General features: G+C 64.8%; 13 protein-coding genes. 5 read left to right on the top strand and 8 right to left on the bottom strand.

The features are described 5' to 3' along the window. Positions 1 to 43: 43 nt before the first annotated feature. Complete coding sequence (locus tag CHB84_RS05525) at positions 44 to 298, bottom strand: hypothetical protein (protein ID WP_089300411.1); 255 nt, start codon at positions 296 to 298, stop codon at positions 44 to 46. Between the two features lie 112 nt (positions 299 to 410). Between CHB84_RS05525 and CHB84_RS05520 the strand changes: the two genes are divergently transcribed. Further along, positions 411 to 1,814 carry an aminotransferase-like domain-containing protein gene (locus CHB84_RS05520; RefSeq protein ID WP_141134581.1) on the top strand — a complete coding sequence of 468 codons (1,404 nt, stop codon included), beginning with the start codon at positions 411 to 413 and terminating at the stop codon, positions 1,812 to 1,814. Between the two features lie 101 nt (positions 1,815 to 1,915). Next, positions 1,916 to 2,698, top strand: a complete 783-nt coding sequence (locus CHB84_RS05515; protein WP_089300409.1) for a TIGR01458 family HAD-type hydrolase — start codon at positions 1,916 to 1,918, stop codon at positions 2,696 to 2,698. An 82-nt stretch (positions 2,699 to 2,780) separates the two neighbouring features. On the opposite strand, the gene CHB84_RS05510 is transcribed toward CHB84_RS05515, so the two are convergent. From CHB84_RS05510 to CHB84_RS05495, 4 genes are read right to left on the bottom strand one after another with little or no spacing between them, the layout of a single operon-like run. Further along, positions 2,781 to 3,530 (bottom strand): LytR/AlgR family response regulator transcription factor, encoded by a 750-nt coding sequence (locus CHB84_RS05510; protein ID WP_089300408.1) that lies wholly within the window; start codon positions 3,528 to 3,530, stop codon positions 2,781 to 2,783. Positions 3,531 to 3,534: 4 nt separating this feature from the next. Continuing rightward, on the bottom strand, positions 3,535 to 4,881 hold the full coding sequence (locus CHB84_RS05505; protein ID WP_245818577.1) for a sensor histidine kinase: 1,347 nt from the start codon (positions 4,879 to 4,881) through the stop codon (positions 3,535 to 3,537). Then, the gene (locus tag CHB84_RS05500; RefSeq protein ID WP_089300407.1) at positions 4,878 to 6,572 is read right to left on the bottom strand and encodes a solute symporter family protein; all 1,695 of its coding nucleotides are present in this window, start codon (positions 6,570 to 6,572) and stop codon (positions 4,878 to 4,880) included. The genes CHB84_RS05505 and CHB84_RS05500 overlap by 4 nt, the downstream gene beginning before the upstream one ends. Beyond that, on the bottom strand, positions 6,569 to 6,949 hold the full coding sequence (locus tag CHB84_RS05495) for a hypothetical protein (protein WP_245818576.1): 381 nt from the start codon (positions 6,947 to 6,949) through the stop codon (positions 6,569 to 6,571). Before CHB84_RS05495 ends, CHB84_RS05500 begins: the two co-directional genes overlap by 4 nt. A 518-nt stretch (positions 6,950 to 7,467) precedes the next feature. On the opposite strand from CHB84_RS05495, the gene CHB84_RS05490 reads away from it, so the two are divergent. The 3 genes from CHB84_RS05490 to CHB84_RS22290 all read left to right on the top strand — a co-directional run bounded on the left by CHB84_RS05490 (position 7,468) and on the right by CHB84_RS22290 (position 10,730). Further along, positions 7,468 to 9,201 carry a hypothetical protein gene (locus CHB84_RS05490; protein ID WP_141134580.1) on the top strand — a complete coding sequence of 578 codons (1,734 nt, stop codon included), beginning with the start codon at positions 7,468 to 7,470 and terminating at the stop codon, positions 9,199 to 9,201. A gap of 141 nt (positions 9,202 to 9,342) precedes the next feature. Next, entirely contained in the window at positions 9,343 to 9,888 is a 546-nt protein-coding gene (locus CHB84_RS05485) for a hypothetical protein (protein WP_089300405.1), read from the top strand. A gap of 572 nt (positions 9,889 to 10,460) precedes the next feature. Continuing rightward, entirely contained in the window at positions 10,461 to 10,730 is a 270-nt protein-coding gene (locus tag CHB84_RS22290) for a hypothetical protein (protein ID WP_176439792.1), read from the top strand. A gap of 376 nt (positions 10,731 to 11,106) precedes the next feature. On the opposite strand, the gene CHB84_RS22285 is transcribed toward CHB84_RS22290, so the two are convergent. From CHB84_RS22285 to CHB84_RS22750, 3 genes are all read right to left on the bottom strand, one after another. Next, a complete protein-coding gene (locus tag CHB84_RS22285) occupies positions 11,107 to 11,388 on the bottom strand; it encodes a hypothetical protein (protein WP_141134578.1) in 282 nt (93 codons plus the stop codon). A 153-nt stretch (positions 11,389 to 11,541) separates the two neighbouring features. After that, a complete protein-coding gene (locus tag CHB84_RS05475) occupies positions 11,542 to 12,315 on the bottom strand; it encodes an IclR family transcriptional regulator (protein ID WP_089300403.1) in 774 nt (257 codons plus the stop codon). Between the two features lie 307 nt (positions 12,316 to 12,622). After that, positions 12,623 to 12,790, bottom strand: a complete 168-nt coding sequence (locus tag CHB84_RS22750; protein ID WP_176439791.1) for a hypothetical protein — start codon at positions 12,788 to 12,790, stop codon at positions 12,623 to 12,625. Position 12,791: the final 1 nt, after the last annotated feature.

Raw genomic sequence — 12,791 nt, 5'->3', positions numbered from 1 at the left:
CGGGGTGGTGCTGACGCAGGGAGAGCCTCTGGATGGGGCGCGGCTACCGGTGACCGCCGACGTCCACCTGCCCCGGCTCACGAGTACCGCCCGGCTGCTGCTCCGGGACCTCGGCTGCGGGCCGATGTGCCGGCTCGGAGCCTGCCGCGGGTGGCTGCGCGTCGGCGTGCACGAGCGTGCCGCAGAAGCAACGCAGCACGACGCAGGGGTCGGCCGTGCCGTCCCACGCGATGCGAACGATGCGCCGGGTTCCCAGCAGTATCCGGCTACGGCAGGTAGGGCAGTAGGGAGCGAACATCGGTGGTACACCTCCAGGGTCCTCCACAGCATGACCGCCATCGCTTGCCAGATCACGATCCAATCGAGCATGATTGGTATGTAAATCGACACTCCAATTGGAGTTCCGTGTCATGAACAGTGAGGAACTCGGCTCGGTACTGGCCGGCTGGACCGATGCCGACCACGGGACCTTGGCACAGCGACTCGCCCATGCCGTCCGGCGCGGTGTGCAGTCAGGGATGCTGTCCGACGGCACGTTGCTGCCTGCCGAGCGCGCGATCGCGTCAGCCCTGGCGATCAGCCGCTCGACGGTGACTGCCGCGCTCGACGAGTTGCGCGCCGAAGGCCTGGTGGAGTCGCGCCAGGGCAGCGGCACCAGGGTGTGCAACCGGTACGCCCCGGCCATCTCGGGCACCAGGATCGCGGAGCACTTCTCCACCGCGCAGGGTATCGACCTGGCGGCGGGCAACCCGCTGGACGCCGCGCATCTGCCCCCGTTGCAGGTCGATGTCGCCACCCTGCTGGCAGGCGGTGGGCCGGGCGTGCAGCCGCTCGGCCTGCCTGCCCTGCGCGCCGCGCTTGCCGACCACGACAGCGAGCGGGGCAGGCCCACCACCCCGGACCAGGTCCACGTCACCGCGGGCGGTCACCAGGCCGTCTCGTTGGCCTTGGGCGCGGTAGCCACCCGGAACACCCCTGTCGTCGTCGAGGACACCAGCTATCCCGGTGTTTTCGACATCATCGACTCCCTCGGAGCCCGCCCCGTCCCGGTGCGTACCGACGGCGCGGGACTGGTTCCCGAGGAGCTCGACCGCGCCCTCGCCGAGCACCGGCCGGTAGCGATCTACACGCAGAACGGGCCGCACAACCCCACCGGTCTTGTGCCGACGTCCGAGCGGTTGCGAGCGCTGGCGGCGGTGTGCGACCGGCACGACACGACCGTCGTGGAGGATCGCGCGCTGGCCGAGCTCGCCTTCGCGGGCCCCATGCCCGTCGAGCTGGCCGACCTGTGCCGCAGCGCCACGGTCGTCAGTGCGGGTTCGTTCAGCAAGGTCGCGTGGGGTGGCCTGCGTGTGGGGTGGTTGCGCGCCCCGGAGGCCTTCATCGAGCGGACCATGTACCTGCGGCTGGCGAACGATCTCGGTCCCTCCGTTCCCTCCCAGCTCCTCGTGCTCCAGCTGCTCCCGCAGCTCGACGAGCTCGCGGCGCGGCGGCGCGCGGGCCTGAGCGAGATCGTCGGACGGGCCGTGGAGTACCTGCGTACCGAGCTCCCGGACTGGACGGTCACCGAACCTGCCGGTGGGTCGGTCCTGTGGGTCGCGTTGCCGGTGGCCGACACCGGTTCCTACGTCCCGCTGGCCGCCCGCCATGGGGCCCACGTCGCCCCGGGCAGCATCGCTGTTCCCGCCCGCGCACCGAGCTCCCGGATCCGGATCTGCGTGGATCGCCCGTGGGACACCGTGCAGGACGGTATCCGGCGGCTCCGTCTCGCCTGGCGTGAGTTGGCCAGCACCGAGCAGCGGGTGCTCGGCTGAGCCATCCGCGCCATCCGGCCGGTGTGCGGAACCGGGCGCGAACGGGCACGCTGGCTGAGTAGGAACGGGTGTGAGCCAGCCGGTGGTGGAGGTGACCGGGCATGTCCGCTGCAACGGTCCGCGCCGTACTGCTCGATATCGAAGGGACGGTGTACTCCGGGGACGGGCTCGTCCCGGGTGCTGCGGAGGCCCTGGCATGGCTGCGTGAGCGGGACATCCCGGTACGCTTCGTGACCAACATCGACTCGCGGTCGCCTGCGACGATCGTGGTCCAGCTCGTCGGCTTCGGCCTCGACGTCTCGGAGGACGAGGTCTTCACACCGATCGCCGCGGCACGGGCCGCGTTCGACGCTGACCGCCAGGCGCGGGTGTACCCGCTGGTCAACGTCGCCGTGCACGGCTTGCTGGACCGTCTGGTGACGTCACCTCCCTACACGCACGTCCTCGTCGGCGACTGCCGGGACGTGCTCAGCTACGAGGCACTCGACGAAGCGTTCCGCGCGGTGCGGGAGGGGGCCGAGCTGGTCGCGCTGCAGCGGTCCCGGTACTTCAAGCGCGCCGACGGCGATCACATCGACGCGGGCGCGATCGTCGCCGCGCTCGAGCACTCCACCGGCACACAGGCGCGGGTACTGGGCAAACCGTCCACCGAGTTCTTCGCTCTGGCTGCCGCCTCCGCGGGGGCCGACGTCGGCCAGTGCCTCGTCCTCGGGGACGACGCGCTCAGCGATGTCGCCGGGGGTCGCGCGGCCGGCGCACGGTCCGTGCAGGTGCGCACGGGCAAGTTCGCCGACCAGAACGCCGAGGGAGTGGTTGACTCAACAGGAGAGTTCGTCGACTCGATCGCCCAGCTTCCCGGCCTGATCGGTGGCGTCCACGGGTGACCTCACCACGCCCCACCACCGTGTTGTGCTGAATGACGCTTTCAGTCCATCTCGTGGACTGAAAGCGTCATTCAGCACACACCTACATGCCGAGGAGGCGGCGCAGTTCGCGGGCCTGGCGGCGGGAGACCTCGACCTTGCTGTGCTGGTGGTCGTTCATCACCAGTACGAGGGCGCCCTTGAAGTCGGGCACCAGCTCCGTGATGTGGTCGAGGTTGACCAGGTACGACCGGTGCGCCCGGAAGAAGTGCCCCCGCAGCCTGCGTTCGAGCTCGTTGAGCGAGAGGCTCACCAGCACCCGTTCCTGGGCGAGCTGCAGGTACGAGTAACCGCGTGCCGCGCTGGCGTAGACGATCGACGACTGGTCGATCAGTACGGTCCGGTCGCCGCGTTGTACGGGGATTCGCCCCAGCGCGTCGCCCTGCGAGCCGCCACCGGTAGCGGGTTGCTGCGGCTCGCTCTCGTCCGGGGCGCCGGAGAGGGCGCGTTCCAGTGCCCTGCCGAGGCGTTCCGCGTCGAAGGGTTTGACCAGGTAGTCGACAGCTTCCAGGTCGAACGCCTCGACGGCGTGGTCCGGGTAGGCAGTGGTGAAGATGATCTTCGGCCGGTGTGTCGCCTCGCGTAGCGCCGCCGCGACCTCGAGGCCGGTGCCGCCCGGCATCCGCACGTCCAGCAGCACGACGTCGTAGTGCAGCGAGCGAAGCAGCGTCAGCGCCTCCTCGGCGTTGGTTGCCTCGCCGACGACCTGGACGTGCTCGAAGGTGTCCAGCAGGTACCGCAACTCGGCCCGTGCGGGAGCCTCGTCGTCGACGATGAGACAGCGAGCGCGCATCGGCCTACCCTAAGGGGATACGCAGGTCGACAACAGTGCCTTGCCCAACGGTCGACCGGACGTCGAAGCGGTATCGCTCCCCGAACAACGTGTCGAGCCGTTCGGAGATGTTGCGCAACCCGATGCCACCTTCCGCTGTGACATCACCCGAGACGATCTTCTCGAGCTCCTCGTCCTCGATACCGACTCCGTCGTCGGACACCTGGATGGTGGTGGTCCGGGTCAGCGGGTCGACTCGCGCCTTCAACGTCACCGTCCCTCCGTCCACCTTGTTCGCCAGCCCGTGCTTGACGGCGTTCTCCACGAGCGGCTGGATGGTCAGCACCGGCACGTTGGTGGTCAGTACCTGGGGGTCGACGTCGTAGCGTACCCGCAAGCGATCCCCGTAGCGGGCCTGCTCGAGCGAGAGGTAGGTGCGGACGAAGAAGTACTCCTGACCGAACTCGGCGAAGTGCCCGTCCTGCCGGACGGCGTAACGGAAGAAGTCGGACAGTCGCAGCAGGAGCTGACGGGCCTCTTCGGGGTCGGTGCGGGCCTTGGACGCGATCGTGTTCAGCGTGTTGAACAGGAAGTGCGGGTTGATCTGGGCACGCAGCGCGTCGAGCTTGGCATCCACCGCGAGTTTGCGTTCCCGGTCCAGCTCGGCCAGCTCGAGGTGCAGCGACAGGATCCCCGCCATGCCTTCGACCAGTCCACGCGGCGGTGGGGTCTCGTCCAGCCGGTACACCTTCAAGGCACCGACCACCCGCTTGCCGATCGCCAGCGGCGCGACAACCGCCGTCTGCAGCGGGCAGCTCGGCTCCGGGCAGCCCAGCTTGGCGCGGTGCCGCACCATCACCGTCTTCGCGCGGTCGAGGACCTTCGCCGAGATGTCGGTGCGCGGTGGGTCCCCGACGGTGTGGTGGTCCGAACCGGGGCCGAGGAACGCGAGCACCTTGTGCCGGTCGGTTATCGCCACCGAGTCGCCGCCGAGCAGGGGGTGGAGCAGCTGTGCGGTGCGCTGCGCGGCCTCGGACGTCAGGCCGGATCGTAGCGGGATCGACCTGCCGACGGCGGCGATGGTCTGCCCGGGCCGGTTGATCGCGCCTTGCTTGCCCTGCTGTCGCGGGACCAGCCGCGCGCCGCGCGGCCCGCGCAGCGCCGAGGGGTAGCCGACCGTCAGCAGCAGCGTCAGACCCACGCCGATCAGCAGTGTGGTACCGACGCCGAGCGGCGGGGCGGCGATAACCTGCGTGATCAGGTAGACCAGTCCCCAGGCCACGGCGAGAGCGGCTGCGAGCGGGAGACTGCCGTTGCTCAGGGCGCCACCGCCGAGCCGGCGCGCGGCAGGCGCCCGGTTCACCCCCGTCATGGTGCCTCCTTCGACCGCCTGGTCACGCCTGTGATGGTAAGCCTGGCCAGCCGTAACGTGTGCCGGTCGGCGGCGGTGCCGTGCAGCTTGAGCCACAGCCGGTCCAGCTCGGCCGGGGTGGTGGTGAAGCGGGAGACGACCACGGTGACCACCGCCGACAGCGGTGCGGCCACGATGGTCGGGGTGAGCAGCATCTCGCTGAGTCCCGCGTCGCCGTAGACGGTACCGAGCGCGAACATGGTGATCGCCGTGAGCGCACCGGTGATCATGCCGGTGATCGCGGCGGGCGCTGTGGTGCGTTGCCACCAGATGGTCAGGATGAACACCGGGGTCAGCGCGGACCCGGCGAGCGCGAATGCCCAGGTCACCATGGTGGCCACGATCGAAGGCAACAGCGCGGTCAGCGAGTCGGGCCGCAGGCCGACCGCGACCGCCGCCGAGAGAACCGCGACGAGCACGACCGCGCCACGGCCGGCCCACACCGCCTGGCGTTGCGAGGCGTGCGGGTTGATGTGCCGCTCGTAGACGTCGTGCCCCCAGGACGCGGCCGAGGCCAGCAGGAGGCCCGCGATGGTGGACATGACCGCGATCAGCGCGCCGCTTGCGATGAACCCGAGCCCGATCTCCCCGCCGTACACCCGGCCGAGGACGAGCAGCGCGTGCTCGGGCACCTTCAGCACACCGTCGACGGTCAGCTCCTCCATCCAGGCGTGCTCGGCGGCGGCTCCGGGGATGAGCGAGCGCGCTGCCGTACCCAGCAGCACGGCCAGCGCGTAGAACAGGCTGGCCAGACCGAGCACCCACACCGTCGTCATGCGTGCGGCGAGGCCGGTGGGGCTGGTGAAGTACCGGTTCATGATGTGCGGCAGGCCCGCTGTGCCCATGATGAGGGTGATGATCAGTGCGAACTGCCCGAGGCTGCCGTAGCGGGCGCCGGGCTCACCGAAGGTGGCCGGGTCCTCGCCGTCGATGCGGTCCTGCTCCGTTTCCAGGTGCCACTGCCCCTCCTCGGTGGCGGTCGGGTTGGTCAGCGGCTGTTCGCTGAGCCTGTCGACGGCCTCTGGGTAGTGGAATCCCGAGCCGATCGCGGCGACGGTCAGCCAGATGAACGCGCACAGCAGCACGAGGAACTGCACAGCCTGTGTCCAGGTGGTGCCGCGCATCCCGCCGAGCGCGACGAGCGCGGTGATGGCTGCGGTGGACACGATCACCCCCGTCGCGTACGGGCTCAGCCCGGCGATGCCGTGCCCGACGAGCAACTCCCAGGTGATCCCGCTCCCGACGGCCTGCGGCACCAGGTAGGACAGGATGATCAGCTGCACGACGCAGACGGCGGTCAGTCGCACCCGGTCCGAGGTGAGCCTGCGTCCCAGGAAGTCGGGGATGGAGAACTCCCCGAACCGCCGCAGCGGCGCCGCCACGAACAGCAGCACGGGGATGAATCCCGCCGCGAATCCCGTCGCGTACCAGACGCCGTCGAGACCGGAGACGTACACGGCAGCGGCGACCCCCAGGAACGAGGCCGCCGAGAAGTAGTCGCCGCAGATGGCGCAGGCGTTGGTGACGACCCCGACGCGCCTGCCTGCCAGGTAGAAATCCAGAGTGGACGCACCGCGCGGCTGGAGGACCAGCGCGATGCCGAGCACGACGAGTAGCAGGGCGGCCAGCCCGATGATGCTCGCCGTGATCATGGCGCGTCGCCCCGTTGCTCGGGGTGCTCCCGTTCGGGGCCGCCGAGCATGCGGTCCTCGACGGCGTTGGCGAGGGTGGCCGCGGCGACGGCCAGTGCGAAGAAGAAGACGTAGAGCCCGAACGCGGCCATGACGAAGCTGGGGCTCATGCCGCCGACGAGCCGCCCTTGCGACCACCAGTCCAGCGCGAGCGTCAACCCGGGTACGGCGGCGACCACGACCACGAAGAGCGCGAAGTAGCCGAACGCGACCCGCCGCAGCGTGCGGAACGTCGCGTCGACCTCGGCAGGCATGTCGTACTCGTCGGTAATGTCGTAGCCGCCCTGCTCACGGTGCTCTGAGTCGGGACGCGGTGAGTCGCCGCCGGATGAGGGCACATCTCGAACCATACGACAGCGCGAACTTGCTACGAAAGGCACGTGATCGGCTTGGAAGGCGCCGAACAGGACGTGAGTCGGTGTGCGGAGGATCGACATCCAGGCCGTTTGTACGGCGGTGTGGTGGCACCTCTTGGTTCGACAACGTGGTCGTTCGCAGGCACCTCCGCGAACCGTAAAAACAGCACGAAATGCCCAGATCATCGAAAACGCCCCGGACCGGGCTGATGAGTGGCACTCCGCAAGCAACGGTAGCGCTACCCGTAGGTGTGTCTTTTGAATATCACCCCAATTCTTTGTTCACCATTTGAACAGCGTCATATTACCTTCACGTAAGTGTTGTCAGGTACCGCTCACAGACTTAGCGTCACCTGCACTAACTGAGCGCATCGGGCGTTCAATCCCTGATAGCCGTTTGCTCCCAATTGGCCGCGACCAGGTCATCGATTGGAGAGGTAGCCATGCGGATCCCTGGCAAAAATGAGCCGGAACCCCCAGAAGACCCTGCTATTGACGTCATGCCAGCTTCGAATGGCGAATACGTTCCCAAGCCGCCGAGCAAGCAGCAGCGAGCGATTATGGGGCTGCAGAACGAGAAGATCGACGAAATGCGCCAGAAGTTTAGCATGAATCGGCGCGACTTCGTCCGTACGTCAGCGGCCATGGCGATCGGAGTATGGGCGGTCAATCAGGTGACGGGAGGATCGTGGGGTCGGTTCGCCTGGGCCGATGGCACGGATACTACGGACGCGTGCGATTTGGAGAACCCCGGCTCCCAGCTCGCCAACCTACCGGGCGAGTTCATCCTGGATACTCAAGGTCACCATGTCGACGATGAGGGCCGTTGGCGCGTCGAAAACCCCGGCTTCACAGAGTTTCTGGCGCTGTGGACCTCGCAGGCTATGGGGCGGCTGCCGGGAGTTGACCCGCCACGGGGGTTCGGTGCCGGCGAAGTGGACCCCATCGAGAATATCGGACAGTTCCACTACTTTAAGGAGATGTTCCTGGACTCGTCCACAACTGTCAGTCTGCTCACTGCGCTGCCTAACCTGCCGGATGAAACGAACATCACCCCTGTCGCTCATGCTAAGGAAACAATGGACCTTGCGAACAGTCTGTCTGGGTCGCAGCGCTGTTTCATCCATGCCTTTTCGCAGCCCAATCGCGGCTTTATAAGCCGTGACCGTAAACCGATATACCAGGACGAGGACTTCGCGTGGATGGAGCAGACAGCAAGAGACATTCGCCCGTCGGGATGGAAGCTGTACTGCGGCTGGGGCGACAGCGGAGCCGGTAATTTTCACACCCTGGGTTCGTTTCCGGCAATGAACGGTTGGTGGTTTGACGACGATAACGGCCTTGCCATCACCGAGCACATCCGCAATCTGTCCCAAAAGTACGGTCTACCGCCCGTTATCTGCACTCATAAAGGCCTTGCCTTTAACGGGGTGTTTGACTCGGCAAAATTCTCGCCGCGCGATATGGGTATCATCGCCCGGCTGTACCCGGATGTCACATTCTACACCTACCACTCGGGTTATGACGGCGAACGTCAAGAACCGTACCCTGGTGATGACAAGGTCAACTCCTCCAACCGCGGCGTGGACGCGTTCATCAAGAGCCTGCGCGAAAACGGGCAAGATGCCACTCGATTCATTCCACGCGGTCTTGAACACGGCAATTCGCCCAATAGTTATGCTGAACTCGGCACTACGTGGTGGAACGTGATGCATGACGCAAGCCAAGCAGCTCACCTGTTGGGCAAGCTCATCACCTTCGTAGGGCCGCGGCGGATCGTGCTGGGCACCGACTGCATCTGGTACGGCAATCCCCAGCCCCAGTACGTGATGATGCGGGCTTTTCAGTTTACTCCGCAGGCGAAGGAGCTTTATAACCTGCCCCATGGACTCGACGGTGATCGGTGGGACCCTCGCGAGAATGCTCTTGATGGCACGAGCTACCAAAGCACCCACCCGAATGTCGACGGCTGGCCAACCGATGGTCGACCCCATCCGGAACGTACCATCCGCAATGGGATTCTCGGTCGGAACGCGGCGGCTGCATACGGGCTTGACCCTGACGCGGTACGTCACAAGATCGATTGCGACGATGTGAATAAATTGCGCGAGGGCTACGTCGAAAACGCCGGAACCGCCAAGGAACGGACACCGTACAAGACAAACAGGATTTTGGGCCCTCGCACTCGGCGCGAATTCGTGAACTTCGTGAAATCGCCAGACTACTCCCCTTAATCGCGCAATCGGTCAGTAAACCAGGAAGGCAGACTGATGCAAGGAAGACGAAACAATCCCGGGCATGCGCGTTCTGCTGTAATTGGTGGGGCGGGGGCAGCAGGTGCGAGCACGGTCCAGGACGGCGCGGCCTTAGGCAGGGTGCATACCACGCAGGCCGAGCCGCTTCCCGCTCAGGACGGGCCGGGCACCGTCCACCGGCCGCCGTACGAGACCGGGCCGACCGGGGGCGATAGCTTTACGGTCACCAACGTCAATGCGGACGCCGGAACGGTTGGGGTCGCGCAGCGCAACACGCGGCAGGCGGCCTTCGTGCATTGCGTCGGCAACGGGCCGATGGCGACTCTTGAGATAAACCACACGGTGCGCGAAGCGATTTCGTCGGTGGAGATTCACTATACGGAGGCGATTCTGACAGACGCGTTGGTCATGAACGCGATCGTTACCGGCTCGTCCAGCGGGTGGCTTGGGCACGGCGCTGCCCTGGGACCGAGGGACAACGCGAACGAGCGGACGGGGACGATCAACATACCCTTGCGCGCAACGCCGGAGGACGGCGAGACCGTGAGAATTGTGTTCGGCCTGCAAACCCACGCGGGCTGCCTGCCCTACCCGGTTCTTGGCCTGCCTGGTAGCCGGCCAGTAGATAAAGGTCGAGCGACCTTTCCCTGGGTGTCAGTCGGATAGCCGCCAGGGGCCGGTTCTCAGGCTAGCGAAGGAAGGGAATAAAAGTGTGGATCAATAGTAACCGAGCAAGGCACTGGAAGGCGGTATTGAGGAAGCGACGGAAGTGGCTCGTTACCGCCGCAGTCGTATTGCCCGTGATCGGCGCGGGAGGCGCCGTGGCTGCCGATCCGGTAACCGGAGAGGATCACCCGGGTGATGTCACCGCGATAGAGGGCCAGTACATCCCCGGAACCGTGCGGGTGCAGCAGGGTGAGACCTTTACCTTCGGCAATTATGACGGACGCGCGGGAATCCCTGGACACAGCATCGTTGAAGTTGTCCCCCGCTGTACTGCACCTCCGTATACTGGCAATAACCCGGGAAATGGAACATGCGATTATCCGAGTTTCAGCAGCGGGCTCGTCGATCACGGGCACGTGCGTGACGTTCACGGTGTCGAATCACTATCCCCTGGAACCTACGAGTTCACATGTCAAGTCCATCCGGAGATGAGTGGAACGTTGATCGTAGAGGAATGATATTCATGGATTAATTGAGAAATCGCGTGAAGAATGATATACCGAACTCGCAAGATGACAGGACGACTGAAGATGGGCATGCGCGAGCGGAAAAACATTGCCAGGGTTATAGAACTCGAAGTAGAAAAAATGCGTGAAACGTGGGCCGTCACCCCGGAAAGGGATCGCGTTCCGCCGGCCTTTTTCCGTAAATATATAGAGGGCCTGACGGAGGCTGCGGATATAGTACGAAACAACGGTTACAGACCAGAAGAGCACTTCGACGAGTCGATGAGTAGCAATCTTTCAACCAGCCCGAGGTCGCGTGACATTAGTGGGGTATGATCATTGGTGCTCAGTGCGGAGAACGCTGAACCGTGCGGTCCGGAGGGTTATTCATAAGTCAGTCGTCAGGGGTCGTCCGTAGGGCAGCTTACGGACATCGACTGGAACTAGGCCGTCTCGTGCAGGTTAGCCACGGGCGATAGATAACGCGACTCGTGGACGAAGCCCGGTTTTGTGGATTATTGGGGAATCCCCGGGGTCCTAAGCCAAGGAATTCATTACTAGGAGAAATCGGTTCTTCAAGTGGCTGCGACTGTGGCGCACATGCCCTCGCGGCCGCTGTCGTCGTCGCGGGCCAGGCGTTCGCGTAGAGGGAACGCGTGCAGCCTGGCGTCTCGATCACGAGAGGTGGCGGTTGGTCTGCGCTCGACCGGATCTACGACGGGCCGGGAGCCGGGCTGGCAACATGTACCGTGGCACGGTAGGCCACTGCGTCGATGAGTTCGGTCAGGGCGTGCCGTTGTCCACGTCGAGTCGCGGGGACGGCACGGCCGAGTTCGACAAGATCGCGGTCATGTCGGACGAGCTGGACAGTGAGTTCATCGAGACCGACGACGAGCACGCGGACCGGCTGGATCCAGCCATGGAGGGACAGCCAAACGTGCGCGCTGTATTTCCGACAGCCGATCGAGTTCTCCGGCGACAGCGTGGCTTCCACTCATCTCGGCTACTTGCCTGCAAAAATGCTCTGCGACTGATTTTGGGAAGCCCGTTGGACACGCTGCGACAGCTGGGAGCGTCGTGTATCGGCAACGCTGGATGAGATTGTTCGTAACTCTCCGCGTCAGCGCTGGGTTCGGCGTCTCTCGGATCACGCGACTCCGGACTTGGGGTAACGATACAGGTCTGCCACGACCTTGCGAAGTTGGCGTATCAGGAGAGTATTCGATTGTCGCCAACGGTCGGCGGAGGAGGGAATACCGATGGCGCCCGTGGTATGGTTATTATGACGTATGAGGACGGCACCGCAGCAGACGTTGTTTCGGTATTGTTCCTGTTCGATGAAAACTTGGCGGTGACCGAGCGCTCGGAGTTCATGGTCTAATTCGGCGGGGTGTACGACAGTGTTGTTCGTGAACGGTCGTAGACCGCGCTGACGGAGATGGTCCTCGCGGGTGTGGCTAGGTAAGCTCCAGAGGAGTGCCTTGCCCAGGGCTGTGGCGTGGGATGCTTCGTCGGCGTGAACCATGAGTTGTTCGAGGTGCGGTGAATAAGGTCCTTCTACTACGTCCGTGACGAGTAGATGATCGCCGACGAATTGGCCGTAGTAGGCACTTTGTCCTGTCGTTTCAGCGAGATAGCGAAGGACCTCGCTAACCTGGGGCGGTCGTTCGATCGCGGCCTTAAGATCATGGAAATGGCTGGCGACCCTGGGACCAAGCCAGTATCGATGACCAGGTGCTTGGACAATATATTTCTCGTAGCGCAGCGTGCGAAGCAGGTGGTAAGTCGTGGCAAGGTTGAGACTACAGCGGGCTGCAATTTGCTTTGCGGTCAGCCCCTGACGGCAGGTTCCCAATTCTTCAAGGATGCGGGCGGCCCTCGTGACGCTTCGGACCAGATCGCTGGGTTTGCCATAGGACATACGGCCTCTCCCATGTCAATTGTCATTGGCTTCCCAGTGGCGGTTGTGGCAGTTCCCTCCTGGTGGTCGGCGGAAATTCGTAGGTGCTCGTGTTATGCAGCGCCGACACAGTTCTGGGTCAGCGGTGTGAGCGATCGCGGTGACGATCAGCTCACCGCTGTGCGAGCGGGCCCGCAGGCGGGTGTGGACCAGCCGATGCGGCACGCGTAGTGCGCTTCCGTCTTCGAGAGTGTGGACCCCACATCACTCACCGTTGCTAGCCGAGCGGCCGGGCATGCGGATCGACTGGCAGCCGATACGGCCGAGTCTAGTTGTCGGGCAGTAAGTCGCTCAGCACCTGGCCGGGGCCGGTTTGTGGCCAGCCGTTGACCTCGGCGCACCAGAAGCTGACGGTGCGTGGCACACCGAATGTGCTGTCGTGCCCCACACCAGTTCGTATCCGTGGGGTCACCAGCTCGGCCTTGGAGATTGTCATG

Origin of the sequence: Haloechinothrix alba, assembly GCF_900188115.1 — a bacterium.
GTDB lineage: Bacteria > Actinomycetota > Actinomycetes > Mycobacteriales > Pseudonocardiaceae > Haloechinothrix > Haloechinothrix alba.
The sequence above is the reverse complement of the archived record's forward strand: the minus strand, read 5'-3'. Positions and strand labels throughout refer to the sequence as shown.

Excerpts from the sequence above, each read along its gene's own strand:
- CHB84_RS05500 (WP_089300407.1), bottom strand. The coding sequence starts at position 6,572 with ATGATCACGGCGAGCATCATCGGGCTGGCCGCCCTGCTACTCGTCGTG.
- CHB84_RS22290 (WP_176439792.1), top strand. The coding sequence starts at position 10,461 with ATGACAGGACGACTGAAGATGGGCATGCGCGAGCGGAAAAACATTGCC.
- CHB84_RS05520 (WP_141134581.1), top strand. The coding sequence starts at position 411 with ATGAACAGTGAGGAACTCGGCTCGGTACTGGCCGGCTGGACCGATGCC.
- CHB84_RS05515 (WP_089300409.1), top strand. The coding sequence starts at position 1,916 with ATGTCCGCTGCAACGGTCCGCGCCGTACTGCTCGATATCGAAGGGACG.
- CHB84_RS05510 (WP_089300408.1), bottom strand. The coding sequence starts at position 3,530 with ATGCGCGCTCGCTGTCTCATCGTCGACGACGAGGCTCCCGCACGGGCC.
- CHB84_RS05490 (WP_141134580.1), top strand. The coding sequence starts at position 7,468 with ATGCCAGCTTCGAATGGCGAATACGTTCCCAAGCCGCCGAGCAAGCAG.
- CHB84_RS05505 (WP_245818577.1), bottom strand. The coding sequence starts at position 4,881 with ATGACGGGGGTGAACCGGGCGCCTGCCGCGCGCCGGCTCGGCGGTGGC.
- CHB84_RS22750 (WP_176439791.1), bottom strand. The coding sequence starts at position 12,790 with ATGACAATCTCCAAGGCCGAGCTGGTGACCCCACGGATACGAACTGGT.
- CHB84_RS05525 (WP_089300411.1), bottom strand. The coding sequence starts at position 298 with ATGTTCGCTCCCTACTGCCCTACCTGCCGTAGCCGGATACTGCTGGGA.
- CHB84_RS05475 (WP_089300403.1), bottom strand. The coding sequence starts at position 12,315 with ATGTCCTATGGCAAACCCAGCGATCTGGTCCGAAGCGTCACGAGGGCC.